Source organism: Pseudomonas sp. NPDC087814, assembly GCF_044742865.1.
GTDB lineage: Bacteria > Pseudomonadota > Gammaproteobacteria > Pseudomonadales > Pseudomonadaceae > Aquipseudomonas.
On the sequence record NZ_JBIUVK010000016.1, the window covers coordinates 18,059 to 35,734 of the forward strand.

Sequence of the window (17,676 nt, forward strand, 5' to 3'; positions counted from 1 at the left end):
CCTTACCGTGAACCCCATTTCCCTGATTCTTCTCGCCCTTGCCATGTCCACGGACGCCTTTGCGGCGGCCATTGGCAAAGGTTCCAGCCTGCACAAACCACGCCTGACCGAAGCCCTGCGGGCCGGGCTGATCTTTGGTGTGATCGAAGCGATCACGCCGATTATCGGCTGGGCCATCGGCCAGGCTGCCACTCGCTGGGTGGAACAGTGGGACCACTGGATCGCCTTTACCCTGCTGGTAGCCCTGGGCCTGCACATGATCTACAACGGCTTGAAGGGCGATGATCCAGAGGAAGAGAAACCGAGCCAGCACTCGTTCATGATTCTTGCCGTGACCGCGTTTGCCACCAGCATTGATGCCCTGGCGGTGGGCGTAGGCCTGGCGTTTGTCGACGTGAATATCCTGGTGGCCGCTGCGGCGATCGGCTTGGCGACGATGACCATGGTAACCATCGGCATGATGCTTGGCCGGGTGTTGGGGACTGTGGTCGGCAAGCGCGCCGAGATGGTTGGCGGCGTGGTGTTGATGCTGGTGGGTGCGACGATTTTGTATGAGCACCTGTCGGCCTAGAAACCGGCGAAGATCAAAATGTGGGAGCGGGCTTGGGTGGGAGCGGGCTTGCTCGCGAAAGCGGTGGTTCAGCCAGCCTATTGAGCGACTGACACACCGCCTTCGCGAGCAAGCCCGCTCCCACACAAGCCCGCTCCTACAGGGATCTGCGGCGATCAATCAGGCCGCGTGTTTTTCTTTCTTCAGGCTCTCGATGTCGATCACGAACCGATACTTCACATCGCCCTTGAGCATGCGCTCGTAGGCGTCATTGATGCCCTGGATGTCGATCATCTCGATGTCCGAGACAATCCCGTGCCTGGCGCAGAAATCCAGCATGTCCTGGGTTTCCTGGATGCCACCGATCAACGACCCGGCCAGGCTGCGACGCTTGAAGATCAGGTTGAACACGGTCGGTGACGGGTGCGGGCTATCCGGGGCGCCCACCAGGGTCATGGTGCCGTCGCGCTTGAGCAGGTTGAGGAAGGCGTCGAGATTGTGGGACGCGGCCACGGTGTTGAGGATGAAGTCCAGGGAGTTGGCAACCTTGGCCATTTCGTCCGCGTTCTTCGACACCACCACTTCATCGGCCCCCAGGCGCAGGCCGTCTTCGCGCTTGTTCGGCGAGGTGGTGAACAGCACCACGTAGGCGCCCATGGCATGAGCGATTTTCACCGCCATATGGCCCAGGCCACCGAGGCCGACAACGCCGACGCGCTTGCCCGGCCCGACGTTCCAGTGGTGCAGCGGTGAGTAGGTGGTGATGCCTGCACACAGCAGCGGCGCGACCGCCGCCAGGTTGCTCTCGTCGTGGGAGATCCGCAGGACGAACTTCTCCTTGACCACGATATTGTCCGAGTAGCCGCCGAAGGTGTTTTCGCCGCCAAAAGCCGGGCCGTTGTAGGTGCCGGTGAAGCCGTTTTCGCAATACTGCTCCTCGCCCTCGGCGCAGGATTCGCAGTGCTGGCAGCTGTCGACCATGCAGCCGACACCGGCCAAATCGCCCACCTTGAACTTGCTGACATTGGCGCCCACTGCGGTCACCCGTCCAACGATTTCATGGCCCGGTACCGACGGGTACAGGGTGTTTTTCCATTCGTTGCGTACGGTGTGCAGGTCCGAGTGGCAGACGCCGCAATAGAGGATGTCGATCTGCACATCATCGGCCCCGGGGGCGCGACGTTCGAACGTGAAGGGTTTGAGCGAATCCTTGGAGTCACGAGCGGCATAGCTGTAAGTCTTGGCCATTTCGTTCACCTGTTTGTTCAGACGGTAGAAGTCAGTTGACCAGCATAGACGCTGAACCGTTCAACCGAGCACAGGCATACAAGGCCCTCGTCCGATTCTGCGCCTATAGTATTGGCTGCCCTCTCACCCAAGGAGTTTTGCCATGAGCACCCTACGCACACAAGACGGTACCGAGCTCTACTACAAGGACTGGGGCACCGGCAAACCGGTGCTGTTCAGCCACGGCTGGCCGCTGGATGCCGATATGTGGGAATACCAGATGGAGTACCTGAGCAGCCGCGGCTACCGCACCATCGCGTTCGACCGCCGTGGTTTTGGCCGCTCGGACCAGCCCTGGACCGGTAACGACTACGACACCTTTGCCGACGATATCGCCCAGTTGATCAACCATCTGGATCTGCAGGACGTGACCCTGGTGGGCTTCTCCATGGGCGGCGGCGATGTCAGCCGCTATATCGCCCGCCATGGCAGCGCGCGCGTGGCCGGGCTGGTGTTGCTGGGGGCGGTGACGCCGCTGTTCGGGCAAAAGCCGGATTACCCGCAAGGTGTCGAGATGGCAGCGTTTGACGGGTTCAAGGCCGCGTTGCTGAAGGATCGCGCGCAGTTCCTGGCAGACTTCAATACGCCGTTCTATGGCATCAACAAGGGCCAACAGGTCTCCAGCGGTGTATTGACTCAAACACTGAACATCGCCCTGCTCGCCTCGCTCAAGGCGACGGTGGATTGCGTCACCGCGTTCTCGGAAACCGATTTCCGCCCGGACATGGCCAGGATCGACGTGCCGACCCTGGTTATCCACGGTGATGGCGACCAGATCGTGCCGTTCGAAACTACCGGCAAGGTCGCCGCGCAGATGATCAAAGGCGCGCAGTTGAAGGTGTACAAGGATGCCCCCCATGGTTTTGCGGTGACCCACCAGCAAGCCTTGAACGAAGATCTGCTGGCCTTCCTGCAACGCTGAGCCGATTGCGTTCTCCTGCGACGACTTATTTCTGGCCGGGCTGACACCCGGCCTTTTCAGGCAGTCGTACTATTCCCCGGTGCCGGCAAACCCCGCGACGATCTCGTCGATCACCACCCGCACCCGGGCGGTATGCCGCAGGTCGGCATGGGTCACCAGCCACACATCGTAGGGCAACGGCCGCGTACAGTCCGGCCACAGCCGCACCAGGCCGTCGCGTTCGCCGGAAACTATCGGAACCTCACCGATACCGATCCCTGCGGCGATGGAGCGGCGTACCAACAGGCTTGAACTCAAGGCCGCAACAATACGTCCGCGTCCCAGCGGCTCGCTGACCAGGGTCAGGTCCTTCTGGCTTTGCAGGTGCGGCTGATACACCACCAGGTCGTGTCCTTCGAACAGGCTGCCCGGTTCGGGTGCGCCGTGCCGATCGATATACGCCTGCGAGGCAAACAGCCCCACCGGCCAGCGGGCGATGCGCCGGGCGATCAGGTCGGGGTTGTCCGGGCGGGTATTGCGCACCGCGATATCGGCTTCGCGTTTGGCCAGGTTAAGCAACTGGGTCGAAGCGTCCATCTGCACGCGCACGTCAGGGTGCGCATCGTGCAGCCGGGCAATGGCCGGAATCAGGAAGTCGATGGCCAGGGAATCGGTGGTGGTCACCCGTACGGTGCCGGTCAGGCGGTCGTCCAGGCCCAGGACCTGACGCTCCAGGTCAAGGGCCGAGCGCTCCATGTTCTCCACCGATTGCAACGCGGCCTCACCCACGGCGGTCAGCGCATAGCCCTCGGAGGTGCGCAGGAACAACGTTGCGTTCAAGGACTTTTCCAGGGCATTGACCCGTCGCCCCACGGTGGCCTGATCCACCCCCAGCACCCGCGCGGCTCCGCGTAATGTGGACTCGCGGCACACCGCGAGGAACACCCGCGCATCGTCCCAATTCATGGCTTTCCCCTTCGATGCATTTTTGCATCATCGTGACGTGTAATCGCAGCATTATTGCATCACTCATCACGGCTATGCTGGGCACCAGAGAAAATACCCAGGATCGCCAGCAGGCTGAACCGCTCGGTGACGGGCGCGGTCCCAACCCACACGTTCATTGCTACAGGTGCGCTCAAATGACTCTGCCCCACGAAATGACCCTGATCGAAATCACCAGCCCCGGCGGCCCCGAAGTCCTGCAGCCACGCCAGGAGCCGGTACCTGTCGCCGGCCCCGGCGAAGTGCTGATCCGCGTGCACGCCGCCGGCGTCAATCGCCCGGACGCCCTGCAACGCGCCGGCACGTACCCGATGAAACCCGGCATGAGCCCGATTCCCGGGCTGGAAGTGGCCGGTGTGGTGGTCGCGCTGGGCGAAGGCGTCAGCGAGTACGCGCTGGGCGACAAGGTGTGCGCCCTGACCAATGGCGGCGGTTATGCGCAGTACTGCGCAGTGCCCGCCAGCCAGACCTTGCCGGTTCCCTATGGCCTGGACTGGATTCAGGCGGCAGCGATCCCGGAAACCTTCTTCACCGTATGGGCCAACCTGTTCGGCATCGGCGGTGCGCATAAAGGCCAGCGCGTGTTGATCCATGGCGGCACCAGCGGCATCGGCACCACCGCGCTGATGCTCTGCCGCGAGTTCGGTATCGAAGCGTTCGCCACCGCCGGCAGCGCAGAAAAATGCGCCGCCATCCGCGAACTGGGGGCCGAGCCGATCAACTACCGGGAACGGAATTTCGCCGAGGTCATCGCTGACAAGACCGCGGGCAAGGGTGTCAATGTGGTCCTCGACATCATGGGTGGCTCCTACCTGAACGACAACATCAGCGCCCTGGCCATGGAAGGTCGCCTGGTGATGCTGGGCTTCCTCGGCGGCGCACGCGCCAAAGACATCGACCTGCTGGCGATCCTCGGCAAACGCGCGATCGTTACCGGCTCGTTGTTGCGCTCACGCACCCGGGAAGAAAAAGCCGCGATTGCCGCACAACTGCGCGAGCACGTGTGGCCGGTACTGTCGGCCGGGCGTTGCCTGCCGATGATCGATGAGGTGTATGCCTACACCGACGCCGCAAAGGCCCATGCGCGCATGGAAGGTGGCGACCATATCGGCAAGATTGTGTTGCGGGTGGATTGATAAACATGCGGAAAAACGGTTTATAACGTCATCAGAACAAAACACTGCGGTTAATGGAGGCTTCATGAAACTGGTCGGCATGTTGGACTCGCCCTACGTGCGCCGCGTGGCCATTTCCCTGGAGCTTTATGGTGTCGCGTTTGAACACCAGTCACTGTCGGTGTTCAGCACCTTCGACGAGTTCTCCAGGATCAACCCGGTGGTCAAGGCCCCGACGCTGGTGCTCGACGACGGTACGATGCTGATGGATTCCGGCCTGATCCTCGAGTACCTGGAAGCCCTGGCGCCGGCTGCCAAAAAGCTGTTGCCCCAGCAAACAATGGCACTTGCCCGGGATCTGCAAGTGATCGGCCTGGCGCTGGCAGCGTGCGAAAAGACCGTGCAGATCGTCTACGAACATCACCTGCGGCCCGCCGAAAAACTGCATCAGCCGTGGATCGACCGCGTGACCGGGCAACTGCTGGCGGCCTATGCGTTATTGGAGGCGCGGGTGGCCGAGCGCGACAGCGACGCGCCGCTGACCCAGGCGAGCCTGACGGTGGCGGTCGCCTGGTCCTTCACCCAGCTGAAGATAGCCGACGTCGTGAAGGCCGATGCGTTTCCCCACTTGCAACGCCACGCGGCCCTCGCCGAGCAGCACCCGGCATTCGGCAAATACCCGATCGAGTAGCCCGTGCCTACCCGGCATACACCGGATAATCGGTGAAGCCCACCTCGGTGCCGCCATACAGGCCGTCCGCGTTCAACGGGTTCAGCGGCCAACCGTTGAGCAGGCGTTGGGGCAAGTCGGGATTGGCAATGTACGGCCGGCCAAACGCGATCAGGTCTGCCAGCCCCGCCTCTACCAACCGCACGCCGCGCTCTGCGGTGTAGCGGCCGGCGTAGATGATCCGGCCGCTGAAGGTGTCACGCACCGCCTGGCGGAACGACTCGGGCAACTCGGGGGCATTGTCCCAGTCGGCCTCGGCAATCGACACGTAGGCGATGCCGGCCGCCTCAAGCACCTTGATCGCCTCGATGTAGGTGTGATGCGGGTCTTCCTCGACGAGGCCGATGTAGACCCGGTCCTGGTCAGTGCCGCTGAACAACGGCGCAAAGCGCACACCCAGGCGTTGCGGGCCGGCTACTTCGGCCACCGCCTCGACGATTTCCCGCAGGAACCGCAGGCGATTGTGCAGTGAGCCACCGTATTCATCGTCGCGCTGGTTGGAATGCGCCGAGATGAACTGGTTGACCAGGTAGCCGTTGGCCGAATGAATTTCCACGCCATCGAAGCCTGCGGCCAATGCATTTTTTGCAGCCTGGGCGTAAAGCCCCACCAACTCCTTGACCTCGACGGTAGCCAGGGCGCGCGGCTCGGGTGGCTGCACCAACTTACCGGTGCCGGGCCCGGTTGCAACGAATGCCTTGGCTTGCTGCGGCTGGATCGCCGACGGCGCGACGGGTGCTGCGCCGTCGGGCTGCAGTTCGTGATGGGACACGCGACCCACATGCCAAAGCTGGGCGAAGATCACGCCGCCTTCGGCATGCACGGCATCGGTCACGGTACGCCAGCCGTCAATCTGCTCCGGTGTGTAGATGCCCGGGGTCCAGGCATAGCCCTGGCCGCGAGGCTCGATCTGCGTGCCCTCGCTGACCATGAAGCCGGCGGTGGCGCGCTGGCGGTAATAAAGCGCCATCAAGTCCGTGGCGATATCACCGGGCTGGGCACTTCGCTGGCGGGTAAGCGGCGGCAGGACGATGCGGTTTTTCAGGGTGTGGTGCCCCAGTGTGATCGGGGTACCTAAAGCGCTGTTGCTCATGGGGGAAAGTTCCGGATTCAAATTTCAGACAAGCAGAAGCTGCCGGCTCCCGCTCAGGGGAGCCGCCAACAACGTACTTTTGGGGGGGATTCAGCGGGTTACGCGGTCAGCTTCAACAGCGATTTGGCAACGTCACTGGAACTGGCAGGATTCTGCCCGGTGACCAGCAGGCCATCTTCAATCACAAAGGACTGCCAATCGGCACCCTTCTCATACGTGCCGCCCAGCGCCTTGAAATCATCCTCGATCAGGAACGGCACCACGTCGGTCAGGCCAACCGCCGCTTCTTCGGAGTTGGAGAAGCCGGTGACGCGTCGGCCCTTGACCAGCGGCTCGCCGTTGACCGCCTTGACGTGACGCAAGGCGCCCGGGGCGTGGCACACAAAGCCAATCGGCTTGCCCGCACGCTCGAAGGCTTCGATCAGGGCGATGGAGGTTTTCGACTCTGCCAGGTCCCACAGCGGGCCGTGGCCGCCTGGGTAGAACACGGTGTCGAAGTCGCCGGCGTTGACCGACTCCAGCTTCACGGTGGTGGCCAGGGCCTGTTGCGCCGCCGGGTCAGTGGCGAAGCGGCGGGTCTGGTCGGTTTGCGAATCCGGCAGGTCGCTGACCGGGTCCAGGGGCGGTTGCCCTCCGGCCGGCGAAGCCAGGGTCACGTCAGCCCCGGCGTCCTTGAACGCGTAATAGGGAGCAGCAAATTCTTCGAGCCAGAACCCGGTCTTGCGGCCGGTGTTGCCAAGCTGGTCGTGAGAAGTCAAAACCATCAATACTTTCATGTGCCAGTGCCTCGGGGTGATGTGGGTTGGAATGGAATCAAGCTTAGGAGCCGGGCCAAAACCGCACAATGTCATGTCCGCAAGGATTCCGGACATTGCGCCAAGGCGGTTGCCGTTTCCCTGGCACACGCCGACAATCAACGCTCCGCGCCCCCTGGAGAGATGAGATGCACAGCATTGCGCTGATGGTGTACCCGAACTTTCAATCCTTGAGCCTCAGCCTGGGCTCGGTGTTCGAGTGCGCGAATCTGCTGCGTGGCGAGCAGGCGTATGAGTTTCACCTGGTGTCGGAAAGTGGCGGCCCGATCATGACGTCCCAGGGCTTCTCGGTGAACAGTACGCCGATCCGGCCCGAGGGCTATGACACATTGATCGTCAGCGGTTACCTGGAGTTCCAACTGCCTGACGCCAGCCTGCCGAGGCTGGTTCAGGCGGCGTCCAAACAGTCGCGACGGATTGCTTCGTTGTGCATGGGCATCTTCGTGCTGGCCGAGGCCGGATTGCTCGAAGGCAAGCGCGCCACCACCCACTGGCTGCACGCACCGGCCTTTGCCAAGCGCTACCCGCAGATTCGCCTGGAGGAAGACAAGCTGTTCGTGGTCGACGGCCAGATCTGGACCGGTGCCGGCATGAGCGCCGGGGTGGACCTGGCGCTGGCGATGGTGGAGAACGACCTGGGCAGCGACCTCGCCCGCCGCATCGCGCGCAAGCTGGTGATTGCCCAGCGCCGTGGCAGCGAACAGTCGCAGCTATCGGCGTTGCTGGAACTCGACCCCAAGTCCGACCGTGTGCAGTTGGCCCTGGCCTACGCCCGGGAGAACCTGACCCACGACCTTTCGGTCGAGGCCCTGGCGGCCGTGGCGCGGCTCAGCCCACGCCAGTTCAGCCGGGTGTTTCGCGAGGAGACCGGGCAAACCCCGGCCAAGGCCATCGAATCCCTGCGGGTGGAGGCCGCCCGGGCAATGATGGAAACCAGTCGGCATCCGGTGGAAGTGGTCGCCCGCGAGACCGGGTTCGGTGATCGCGAGCGCATGCGCCAGGCGTTCCTGCGGGCGTTCGGCCAGCCGCCACAGGCGATGCAGGCGGCATTGTTCAGTGCAGGGGCTGGCGCCGCTTTCAGTTGATGGTTCAGTGCAACGCTGCGCGCGTCACCAGGAAGCTCAGCAAATTCGGCTCATCGTCCAGCTCGATGGCCTGCACCGGACGCGGCAGGTTATCCAACACCGTGCGCCAGAACGCCTGGCTCACTTCATCCTGATCATAGAAACGCACCAGCCAGTTCGCCTCGCCGCTGCTCAACACCTGAGTGGCGATGGCGCGGCCAATGCCCTTGCGGCGGTAGCGTTTGAGGATGAACAGGTCCGCCAGTTCCAGCGCATCGATCCCCGGCAACTCGCTGCCTTCGATCAGCAGGAAGCCGGCGATGAAGCCGTCGACCAGCAGCAGGTTGGCACTCCACTGCGGGTCTTCCCAGTAGCGGGCCAGGTGCTCCTCATGGATGTAGAAGCGACCGTCCACCTCGACATCTTCCTGTTCCCAGTCCGAGGACTCGTAGGCGTAGAACTGGTAAAGGTTGGCGATCAACGTGGCGTGTTCCGGGCCGGTCTCGATCAGTTCGACGGTGGTATCGGGGATTGCAGGCATGGGCATCTCGGCAAAAAAACAGGCCGCCATTGTCAACAAAGCCACCTGCAATGCCAATACACCGGCCAAGCTTTCTGCTTGCTGAACCGATCGCGCTTTTCTCGTGTCAACGACAAAATCGTTACAAAGTTAGACTAAACTCCGCGTCACTTCCCTCCCCTTGCTTTCAGGATAAGTACTTTGACAAACGTCTGCACCAGCGGCCTCGATGTCGGCTTTGCGTCCCTGGATTACCTGCAAATAGGCATCCTGGGCATCATTCAGGGCATCACCGAATTGTTGCCCGTGTCTTCCACCGCCCACATGCGCATCGTGCCCGCCCTGCTCGGCTGGCCGGATCCCGGCTCGGCGTTTTCCGCAGCCATGCAGTTGGCCGCACTGGCAGCAGTGGTCAGTTACTTCTGGAAGGATGTACGCCAGGTCACGGTCGGCAGCATCACTGCGGTGCGCCAGGGTGACTACAACAACCAGTGGTTCAAGCTGGCGGTGGCCATTGTGCTGGCGACGATTCCGATCGGGATTGCCGGGATAGCCTTGTCGTCGACCCTCAACTCCTGCAACTCGCCGCTGCGCGGGCTGATGGTGATCGGGATTTCCTGCCTGGTGATGGCGGTGCTGCTGGCGGCGGCTGAACTCAGCGCAAGGCATAAGCGCACGGTGGGCGAAATGCGCCTGCGGGATGCGCTGATTGTCGGCATTGCGCAGATCGGCGCGCTGATTCCAGGGGTTTCCCGCTCGGGTTCGACCCTGACCGCCGCACTGTTCCTCAACTTCAAGCGTGAAGAAGCTGCGCGGTTTTCGTTCCTGCTGGGCTTGCCGGCGATCGCCCTCGCGGGGCTGAAAGAGCTGTGGGTATTGTTCCACGCCGACCTGCCCGCCCACGCCTGGCCGCACCTGATCTTCGGGCTGGTGGTCGCCAGTGTGTCGGCGTTCTTCGCGATCTGGGGCCTGATGAAGTTCCTGGAGCGATTCTCCACCTGGCCGTTCGTGATCTACCGCGCGGTGCTGGGGGTGTTCCTGATTGTGGCGGTGAGCACCGGGTTGTTGGCCTAAGGCGCGCGGTCGGCCAGTTCTTCGAGCAAATCCGCAGACGGTATGAAGAACAGGCCGCCGGTGACCGCCGTGCTGAAGTCCAGCAGGCGGTCATAGTTGCCGACCGGTCGGCCGACAAACATGTTCTCCAGCATCAACTCCAAAGGCTCTGGCGAGCGCGCGTAGCCGATAAAGTACGTCCCGAATTCCCCCGCGCCCGGCCGGCCAAAGGGCATGTTGTCCCGCAGGATCTTCACTTCCTCGCCGTCCTTGGTGATGGTGGTCAATGCACTGTGGGAATTGCTCGGTTTGGTCGCATCGTCGAGCTCGATGTCCGACAACTTGGTGCGCCCGATCACCCGCTCCTGCGCCTCCACCGACAATTCATTCCAGGCCTGCATGTTGTGCAGGTACTTCTGCACCATTACATAGCTGCCGCCGCTGAACGCCGGATCCTCATCACCGACGATGGTGAAACCCACCGCCTTGCGCCCGACCGGGTTCTCGGTGCCGTCGACAAAACCGATGATGCTGCGCATGTCGAAATAGCGGAAACCCTGGACCTCGTCCACCACCGTCACCGCATCCCCCAGCGCCGCCATCAACTGGGTGGCCAATTCGAAACACAGGTCCATCTGCTCGGCACGAATGTGCAGCAGGATATCCCCCGGCGTGGCCGGCGCCAGGCGCCCGGCCACGCCCACTTCCTTGAACGGGTGCAACGCTGCTGGCCGCGGCCCTCCGAACAGCGCGTCCCACGCCTTGGAGCCAAACCCTGCGACACACGTCAGGTTGCCGGCTGGCACCCGCTTGCCGACCGAGCGCACCAGGCCGGCGATATCGGCGCACCAGCTGCGCACCGCCTCAGCCGAGTCACTGCCAGGCGCCAGGGTCGCGACCATGAAAATGGCGCTGCTGGTGATCGGGCTGCAGACGGATTGGGGTTCAAGGTTTTGATCGGATGGCGATGTCATTGAGAGGTCCACGGGTGGCGGTCGAGATTCAACGAGCGCAGATTAGCAGACACTGAGTTAAAGTGCGGCTGCCTGGAGTTGCGCCGCCTGATACAACGCGTCAGCAGTTTCTTGAATATCTTCACACTGCCACAACTTGCCCAACCACTCGGACGGAATGCCCTGCACGCCGTAATACGCGCCCGCCAACTGACCCACGATCGCTGCGGTAGTGTCGGCGTCATCCCCCAGGTTTGCGGCAGCCAACACAGCCTCGGCAAAGCTGTTGGTGTGATGAAAACACCATAGCGCCGCTTCAAGCGAAGCCACTGCGTAGCCAGAACCCACGATGTCACTGCGCGCCTTGTCGAGGTAGTGCCCATCAGCAATGTCCGCAACTTTGGATTCGCTCAACTCCAGGTAGCCGACCTGCAATACCTGCGGTTTCGAATCCCCCCGCAGCGCATTCGCAATACACTCAGCCAGCACGAGGCAACATTCAATCGCCTCCATCGCGCCATGGGTCGTGCGGGAACTGTCGACGGTAAACTCACGCAGGCGCTCGGCATCCGGAAAATAGAACAGCACCACCGGCGCCAGGCGCATCATCGACCCGTTACCCGCTGAGTAAGGATCGGTGGAGCCCGCGAACGGGTCACCGGTGTACTGATACTCCGCCAATGCCTCACGAACCGTCGTGCCAATATCGAAACATTCACCCGTCGAGCTAAGGTAGCCCCACTTCCACCAGTTCAGATAACGGCCCATCTGATCGGCAGCGTCAAAACCATTCTTGCGCAGCAGGCTTTCGGCCAGACAAAGCGCCATGGACGTGTCATCCGTCCACTGGCCCGGTAACAGTTGAAAGGGCCCACCACCAACCATATCGATGACAGGGGCAAACGACCCACGGCGCATGAACTCAACAGTAGTCCCTACTGCATCACCGCACGCCAGGCCAAGCAGGCTGCCGCGGTAACGCTCTGAAAGCATCATCAATCTCACTCCTTTGCACAATTAACACCCTGACAGGAGAACCATACCGTAGCTTTCCGTTCAATGGGTTGCTGTGCATTTCTATGGGAGATTTCCCACTCAGGCACTCCCCTACCCCTGCCTCCCGATGGTAGTGTGTGAAATTGTTTCTGACCTTTCGATCAGACATTTCTCACTCACTCCCTGCAAAGGAATGCCCCCAGCAATGGATTTTTCCCTCAAGCAACTGGCCGTAGCCACCCTGATGGCCGCCAGCCTTTCGGTGTTCACCACCCAAGCTCAAGCCAACCTCACCCCACAACAGAACGCCGTCATCCTGAAGACCTTCAGCGATGCCTCGGTCAAGGATTTCCGGCAGTTCCTCGCCAGCCTGGCCAAGAATGACGTGGCCAAGAGCGACAACCTCGGCCCGGCCATCAGTGCCTTTCTCGACAACAAGGACCTGAGCGCCGACCAGCAGAATGAAATCCATCGCCTGCTGGGCCTGTATGCGCGGGTGAAGTACGGTGCGGCCGCCACTGAAACCCTGCGTGAGCTGGTGGAGATCCCGACCTTCCAGGTCGCCGGCGTGGCCCAGCACGACAACCCCGAGTTCATCAAGATCGCCGCCAAGATCAAGAGCCTGGCCGAGTCGTTCAACCTGAACTTCCGCAACATCGACAACCGCGTCTACGAGATTTCCCTGGAAGGCAGCGGCGATGAAGTGGTCGGCATCCACGCTCACGCGGACGTGGTACCGGTAACCCCGGAAAACTGGGTGCTCAAGGACGGCACCAAGCTCGACCCATTCAAGGTCACGCTGATCGGCGACCGGATGTATGGTCGCGGCACCGAGGATGACAAGAACGGCATCGTGGTGGCGATGTACGCGATGAAGGTGATCAAGGAAGAGAAGCTGCCGCTGGCGCGCAATTTCAAGCTGCTGGTGGACACCACCGAGGAAACCTCCGGCGACGCGATCCCGTACTACTTCGAGCACAACCCAACGCCCAACTACAACCTGGCGCTGGACGGCGGCTACCCGGTGGTGATCGCCGAGAAAGGCTACGGCACGGTCATGGCCAAGTTCCCCAAGCGCAAGGCTGAAGGCAAAGGCGCAGAAATCATCTCGATGACCGGCGGCAAGGCCACCAACCAGATTCCGTCGGCGTCGGTGGTGACATTGCTCAGCGACAAGCCTGCCGAACTGGCCGCCAGCCTGCAAAAGGCCGGCAGCGAGTACGCCAAGCGCAATGGCGGCGACTTTGAAGTGGCGGCCAAGGTCGTCGGCAAGGACGTTCAGTTGACCGTCACTGGCGTGTCCGCCCACTCCTCCGAACCGGAATCCGGGGTGAACCCGGTAGCCAGGGTCCTCGACTTCCTCAACAGCCTCGACGGCAAGGTCGCGCTCAAGCACAACCAGTTCACCGACGCCGCGCACTACGCCGCCAACAACTGGGGCCTGGATTACCTGGGCGCCAAGCTGGGCGTGGGCTTCTCCGATGCGTTCATGGGCCCGCTGACCACCTCGCTGACCTATGTGGGCGAAGATGACACTACCTTCAAGCTGGCGGTCAACCTGCGGGTGCCAAAGGGCAAGTCACCGGAAGCGCTCAAGGCCGAAATCGCCGACAAGCTCAGCGCCTGGACCAAGAAAAACCACGTGGCTGTGACCTTCGATTACTCGATCGCCGAGCCGATGTACCGCAACCCTGAGGGCGAGTGGGTCAAGGCGCTGTTGGCGGTGGCCAGCGAGAACCTGGGCATGGAGCACAAGTACGGTACTTCTGCCGGCGCTACCTCGGTGCATGAGTTGCCCAACGGCGTGCAATTCGGCCTGGCACGGCCGGAGGTCAAGTACACCGGCCATACCGACAACGAGTTCAAGACCGTCGACCAGTTCCTGCTGGACCTGCAGATCGTCACCGAAATGATGGGCCGCATCGGGCAACTGCCAAAGCTCTGACCTGCCCTTCGGACCCGCCGCCCTGGCGGGTCCACTAAGCGATACGCCAGCCTTTCGACGCCCGCCGCTGCGCGAGGAACCGGGCATAGCGCCCTTGTCTTGCGGTCAATTGCTCAGGCGTGCCCTGCTCCACGATCCGGCCTTCATCGAGCACCACGATCTGGTCGGCCATCACCACCGTCGACAACTGATGCGCGATCACGATCAGCGTGCATGTGCCGCGCAAGCGTGCCAGGGTTTCGGCGATGACCGCCTGGTTCTCGGCGTCCAGTGCTGCCGTGGCTTCGTCCACCAGCAGGATCGGCGCGCCCTTGATCAACGCACGGGCGATCGCGACACGCTGACGCTCGCCACCGGACAGGCGTGCCCCGCCCTCACCCACCGTGGTCGACAGGCCCATGGGCAGGCGCTCGATAATCTCCTGCACGCCAGCCTGCCGCGCGGCCTCCAGTACTTGTGCGTCGCTGGCGTCGGGTTTGCCGAGGCGAATGTTGTCGGCGACGCTGCCCTGGAACAGGTACGTGTCCTGGAAGATCTGGCTGATCTGCGCGTTGAGCTGCTCACCGGACATCTGTCGCACATCCACGCCTGCGATGCACACCTGGCCCTGGCTGACCTCGAAAAACCGTGCGACCAACCGCAACAGCGTGGTCTTGCCCGAACCGGAAGCCCCCACCAGCGCGGTCATGCTGCCGGGCTCAATACGCAGGTTCACCCCGCGCAGCACGTCCCGCGAACCGGCCGCGTGGCGAAAGCTCACATCGAACAATTCCACCGAGGCATCCCGTGGAGATTGCGGCGCGCTCGGCGCCTTCAGGGGCGACGCGGCCAATATCTCGCGCACCGCCTCAAGCTGCACCCCGGCGCCGCGCAACGTTTCGCCATAGCCGGCCACCTCCAGCAACGGGTCGATGAAGCGGCTGACCAGCAACAGCGACACCATCACCGCAATCACCGAGCCCACGTGCAAGGCATTTCCCAGGTAAGCTTCAAGCCAGAGCGCGGCGGCGATCAACAAGGCCGCGAACACCACCTGCACCAGCCACATGTTCAGCAGAATCGAGGTGGCGGACAGCAGGATCAGGCGCGCCCCGGTCGCGTGCTGCTGCTCGATCGCCCGTTGCAGGAACACCGAGCTGCCGCCGCCACTGAAGGCACGCAACACCGACTGCGACTGGGCGAACTCCAGCATGCGCTGGCTGGTGTCGGCCGAGCTGCGCTGGAACGCCCGGTCGGCGCGCCGCCCAAGGCGGGCGCTGAGCCAGAACGCGCCGCCGAGAATCGGCAACGCCAGCAAGGCAATCAGGCCCATCTTCCAGTGCAGCACAAACAACGCCAGTACCAGCACCAATGGCGTCACCACGCCGCTGAGCACCGGAGTAAATACATGGGCCGGCAGCTGAGCCACGGCCATCATGCCCTGGGTCACCACCTGGTTGAGCCGCGCCGTGTTATCAGGCGTGAACCAACCGACAGGCAGTTCGGCCACATGGTCGCCGATGCGCTGGCGCCCGCCTTGCAGCACCGCCACACCCACCGCGACGCCAGCCTTTTCAACCTCGCGTCGCGTGGCCCAACACGTCGCCACCGCCGCCAGGAACACCACCAGCCACAACGCCGCTTCGGCCAGATCACCGTTGAGCATGTCGGTGAGTACCGGCACCAGGGCGGCGAGGGTCAGCCCGCACAGCGCACCGTAGAACATCACTTTCCCGACATAGCGACGGAAGACCGGCCCGTCATCGCCCAACAGTTCGATAAAGGTTTTCAGCATGTCGGCAGCGCCTGTTCGCGGGTCTGTTTGTAACCGCCCGACGCCCACAGGCGCGCATAACGGCCCTCTTGCGCGATCAGTCGAGGATGGGTGCCCTGTTCAACAATACGGCCGTTTTCCAGCACGATGATGTGGTCGGCGTGCATCACGGTATCGAGGCGATGGGCAATCACCAACAACGTGCGCCCTTGGGCGAAGCGCGACAGCGCCTCCTGGATTGCCACCTCGTTTGCAGCATCGGCGGCGGCCGTGGGTTCATCCAGCACCAGCACCGGCGGCGCCAGCAATACTGCGCGGGCGATGCTGATACGCTGCTGCTCGCCACCGGACAACTGCGCGTCCTCGCCAATCACCGAGGCATAGCCCCGTGGCAAGCCGATGATGCACTCATGAATATTCGCGGCCCGTGCGGCCGCCTCGATTTCCTTGCGGCTGGCGCTGGGCCGGCCGAGGGCGATGTTTTCGGCAACGCTGGCGTGGACCAGGCGCACCTCTTGCAGCACAAAGCCGATCAGGTTGTAGAGCTGCGAGGTCTCGATCTGCCGCAGGTCGACGCCGCCCAGGGTGATACGCCCCTCGGTCGGGTCAAAAAACCGCAGCAGCAGGCGCGCCAGGGTCGACTTGCCCGAACCCGAGGCGCCGACGATGGCGGTTACGGTGCCAGGCTTGAGGGTGAAGCTGATGTTCGACAGTACCGGGTGCTGCGGGTCGTAGGCGTACCCGAGGTTTTCGACGCGTACTTCGGCGTCCTTGGGCAAGCGTTCGCACCCCGGCTCCACCTGCGCCAGCACCGGCGTCGCCAGCAGTGCCTGCACGCGCTGGGCCGCGCCGGTGGCGTTGTCCAGATCATGCACGATGTAACTCAGCAGCATCAGTGGCGCGCAAATGCCCGGTGCAACGATGGCGAACGGCAGCACCTCCACCGCGCTGATCCAGCCCAGGCTGACAAACACCAGGCCAAACGTCAGCACCATGGCGAGCACCGTCACCGGGGCGATCATCGCGTTGGCATTGGCCATCGTCCCCACCCGTGGCCGGGTGAACTCAACGAAGGCTTCGCTGAACTCATCCACCGCCTTGCGGTAACTGGCGTGGGCCTTGCCGGTGGCACCGAAGGCCTTGACCACCGGAATGCCGTTGACGAACTCGACCACCGCGTTATTGACCCGGGTCATGCGCTCGACAAAGGACCGCATGTGGCTGCCGCTGGCTTTCATCGCCCGGGTAAAAAACAGCAAAAACCCCGGAAACGGCAGCAGCGAGACCAGCGCCATGCGCCAGTCCACCATGAACAGATAAGCCGCCGACAGCAGCACGGCCCCGGCACAACGGCCCACGGTGGTGTAGAAATGCGCAGTCAGGCTGTGCAGGGTGCCGATGTCATCCTGCATTGCCTGCTTGACCTCGCCCGACGCCCGCTCGGTGAACCAGCCCAGCGGCACCTGGCTCAGGCGCTGGGCGATGGCCAGGCGCAAGTGGCGAGTGATGTGGTTGTCGGCCAGGTGCGCGACCGTCTCCGCAACTGTCATCAACAGCAGGCCCGCGAACAGGCTCGCCAAGCTGAGGCTGATGGTCAACCAGACCTCGCCCGATGCCTGGGCCATCGACGGCGCGCCGAGGGCGACCCTGGCGATATGCACAATGCCCCCCAGCGGCACCAGCGTCAGCATACTGCCCACACCGGCCAGCAGTGCCGCAGCGATCAGTCGCCCGCGCACCGGCCGCAACACTTGCGAGACCGCGCCGCGCCCCCTGGGTTTGGCCGCAGCCACATCCTTGTTACTCATGAAGTCTCCCTGACTGAATGAGCCTTTGCTCGCCCTTACCTTATCTTCCGAACGAGCGGCCAAACCCCTCAATCGAAACCTCAAGGAA

Annotated in this window: 16 protein-coding genes; 7 read left to right on the forward strand and 9 right to left on the reverse strand. The window is 62.8% G+C overall.

The window, feature by feature from the left end; genetic code table 11:
- The first annotated feature begins 7 nt into the window (after window positions 1-7).
- Entirely contained in the window at window positions 8-571 is a 564-nt protein-coding gene (gene mntP, locus ACIOMR_RS14695; protein ID WP_401194875.1) for a manganese efflux pump MntP, read from the forward strand.
- Window positions 572-730: 159 nt separating this feature from the next.
- On the opposite strand, the gene ACIOMR_RS14700 is transcribed toward mntP, so the two are convergent.
- Window positions 731-1,798, reverse strand: a complete 1,068-nt coding sequence (locus ACIOMR_RS14700; RefSeq protein ID WP_003220118.1) for an NAD(P)-dependent alcohol dehydrogenase — start codon at window positions 1,796-1,798, stop codon at window positions 731-733.
- Between the two features lie 142 nt (window positions 1,799-1,940).
- Between ACIOMR_RS14700 and ACIOMR_RS14705 the strand changes: the two genes are divergently transcribed.
- On the forward strand, window positions 1,941-2,759 hold the full coding sequence (locus ACIOMR_RS14705) for an alpha/beta fold hydrolase (RefSeq protein WP_003220116.1): 819 nt from the start codon (window positions 1,941-1,943) through the stop codon (window positions 2,757-2,759).
- A 69-nt stretch (window positions 2,760-2,828) separates the two neighbouring features.
- Here the strand turns inward: ACIOMR_RS14705 and ACIOMR_RS14710 are convergent, their stop codons facing one another.
- Entirely contained in the window at window positions 2,829-3,704 is an 876-nt protein-coding gene (locus ACIOMR_RS14710) for a LysR family transcriptional regulator (protein ID WP_401194880.1), read from the reverse strand.
- Window positions 3,705-3,880: 176 nt separating this feature from the next.
- Here ACIOMR_RS14710 and ACIOMR_RS14715 point away from each other — a divergent pair, with 176 nt between their 5' ends.
- Complete coding sequence (locus tag ACIOMR_RS14715) at window positions 3,881-4,879, forward strand: NAD(P)H-quinone oxidoreductase (protein ID WP_401194882.1); 999 nt, start codon at window positions 3,881-3,883, stop codon at window positions 4,877-4,879.
- A gap of 64 nt (window positions 4,880-4,943) precedes the next feature.
- Window positions 4,944-5,549, forward strand: coding sequence for a glutathione S-transferase (locus tag ACIOMR_RS14720; RefSeq protein ID WP_401194884.1), 606 nt, complete (start codon window positions 4,944-4,946; stop codon window positions 5,547-5,549).
- Window positions 5,550-5,556: 7 nt separating this feature from the next.
- Here ACIOMR_RS14720 and ACIOMR_RS14725 read toward each other — a convergent pair whose 3' ends face one another.
- On the reverse strand, window positions 5,557-6,681 hold the full coding sequence (locus tag ACIOMR_RS14725) for an alkene reductase (protein WP_177029381.1): 1,125 nt from the start codon (window positions 6,679-6,681) through the stop codon (window positions 5,557-5,559).
- A gap of 98 nt (window positions 6,682-6,779) precedes the next feature.
- A complete protein-coding gene (locus ACIOMR_RS14730; RefSeq protein ID WP_401194887.1) occupies window positions 6,780-7,457 on the reverse strand; it encodes a type 1 glutamine amidotransferase domain-containing protein in 678 nt (225 codons plus the stop codon).
- Window positions 7,458-7,624: 167 nt separating this feature from the next.
- Here ACIOMR_RS14730 and ACIOMR_RS14735 point away from each other — a divergent pair, with 167 nt between their 5' ends.
- Window positions 7,625-8,581, forward strand: coding sequence for a GlxA family transcriptional regulator (locus ACIOMR_RS14735; RefSeq protein WP_003220105.1), 957 nt, complete (start codon window positions 7,625-7,627; stop codon window positions 8,579-8,581).
- Window positions 8,582-8,585: 4 nt separating this feature from the next.
- On the opposite strand, the gene ACIOMR_RS14740 is transcribed toward ACIOMR_RS14735, so the two are convergent.
- Window positions 8,586-9,092 (reverse strand): GNAT family N-acetyltransferase, encoded by a 507-nt coding sequence (locus tag ACIOMR_RS14740; protein WP_032898758.1) that lies wholly within the window; start codon window positions 9,090-9,092, stop codon window positions 8,586-8,588.
- Window positions 9,093-9,281: 189 nt separating this feature from the next.
- Between ACIOMR_RS14740 and ACIOMR_RS14745 the strand changes: the two genes are divergently transcribed.
- On the forward strand, window positions 9,282-10,154 hold the full coding sequence (locus ACIOMR_RS14745; protein WP_003220102.1) for an undecaprenyl-diphosphate phosphatase: 873 nt from the start codon (window positions 9,282-9,284) through the stop codon (window positions 10,152-10,154).
- On the opposite strand, the gene ACIOMR_RS14750 is transcribed toward ACIOMR_RS14745, so the two are convergent.
- Both ACIOMR_RS14750 and ACIOMR_RS14755 read right to left on the reverse strand, forming a co-directional pair.
- The gene (locus ACIOMR_RS14750; RefSeq protein ID WP_003220100.1) at window positions 10,151-11,107 is read right to left on the reverse strand and encodes a Dyp-type peroxidase; all 957 of its coding nucleotides are present in this window, start codon (window positions 11,105-11,107) and stop codon (window positions 10,151-10,153) included. The genes ACIOMR_RS14745 and ACIOMR_RS14750 overlap by 4 nt on opposite strands.
- A gap of 57 nt (window positions 11,108-11,164) precedes the next feature.
- Entirely contained in the window at window positions 11,165-12,082 is a 918-nt protein-coding gene (locus tag ACIOMR_RS14755; RefSeq protein ID WP_177010062.1) for an ADP-ribosylglycohydrolase family protein, read from the reverse strand.
- A 205-nt stretch (window positions 12,083-12,287) separates the two neighbouring features.
- Here ACIOMR_RS14755 and ACIOMR_RS14760 point away from each other — a divergent pair, with 205 nt between their 5' ends.
- Window positions 12,288-14,027 (forward strand): dipeptidase, encoded by a 1,740-nt coding sequence (locus tag ACIOMR_RS14760; protein ID WP_177029379.1) that lies wholly within the window; start codon window positions 12,288-12,290, stop codon window positions 14,025-14,027.
- A 34-nt stretch (window positions 14,028-14,061) separates the two neighbouring features.
- Here ACIOMR_RS14760 and ACIOMR_RS14765 read toward each other — a convergent pair whose 3' ends face one another.
- Both ACIOMR_RS14765 and ACIOMR_RS14770 read right to left on the reverse strand, forming a co-directional pair.
- Window positions 14,062-15,801, reverse strand: coding sequence for an ABC transporter ATP-binding protein (locus ACIOMR_RS14765; protein WP_401194892.1), 1,740 nt, complete (start codon window positions 15,799-15,801; stop codon window positions 14,062-14,064).
- Window positions 15,795-17,588, reverse strand: coding sequence for an ABC transporter ATP-binding protein (locus ACIOMR_RS14770; RefSeq protein ID WP_401194895.1), 1,794 nt, complete (start codon window positions 17,586-17,588; stop codon window positions 15,795-15,797). Before ACIOMR_RS14770 ends, ACIOMR_RS14765 begins: the two co-directional genes overlap by 7 nt.
- Between the last annotated feature and the right edge of the window lie 88 nt (window positions 17,589-17,676).

Coding starts and splice junctions, on each gene's coding strand:
- ACIOMR_RS14715 (WP_401194882.1), top strand. CDS start 3,881: ATGACTCTGCCCCACGAAATGACCCTGATCGAAATCACCAGCCCCGGC.
- ACIOMR_RS14750 (WP_003220100.1), bottom strand. CDS start 11,107: ATGACATCGCCATCCGATCAAAACCTTGAACCCCAATCCGTCTGCAGC.
- ACIOMR_RS14760 (WP_177029379.1), top strand. CDS start 12,288: ATGGATTTTTCCCTCAAGCAACTGGCCGTAGCCACCCTGATGGCCGCC.
- ACIOMR_RS14735 (WP_003220105.1), top strand. CDS start 7,625: ATGCACAGCATTGCGCTGATGGTGTACCCGAACTTTCAATCCTTGAGC.
- ACIOMR_RS14700 (WP_003220118.1), bottom strand. CDS start 1,798: ATGGCCAAGACTTACAGCTATGCCGCTCGTGACTCCAAGGATTCGCTC.
- ACIOMR_RS14705 (WP_003220116.1), top strand. CDS start 1,941: ATGAGCACCCTACGCACACAAGACGGTACCGAGCTCTACTACAAGGAC.
- ACIOMR_RS14755 (WP_177010062.1), bottom strand. CDS start 12,082: ATGATGCTTTCAGAGCGTTACCGCGGCAGCCTGCTTGGCCTGGCGTGC.
- ACIOMR_RS14710 (WP_401194880.1), bottom strand. CDS start 3,704: ATGAATTGGGACGATGCGCGGGTGTTCCTCGCGGTGTGCCGCGAGTCC.
- ACIOMR_RS14765 (WP_401194892.1), bottom strand. CDS start 15,801: ATGCTGAAAACCTTTATCGAACTGTTGGGCGATGACGGGCCGGTCTTC.
- ACIOMR_RS14720 (WP_401194884.1), top strand. CDS start 4,944: ATGAAACTGGTCGGCATGTTGGACTCGCCCTACGTGCGCCGCGTGGCC.
- ACIOMR_RS14725 (WP_177029381.1), bottom strand. CDS start 6,681: ATGAGCAACAGCGCTTTAGGTACCCCGATCACACTGGGGCACCACACC.
- ACIOMR_RS14730 (WP_401194887.1), bottom strand. CDS start 7,457: ATGAAAGTATTGATGGTTTTGACTTCTCACGACCAGCTTGGCAACACC.
- ACIOMR_RS14770 (WP_401194895.1), bottom strand. CDS start 17,588: ATGAGTAACAAGGATGTGGCTGCGGCCAAACCCAGGGGGCGCGGCGCG.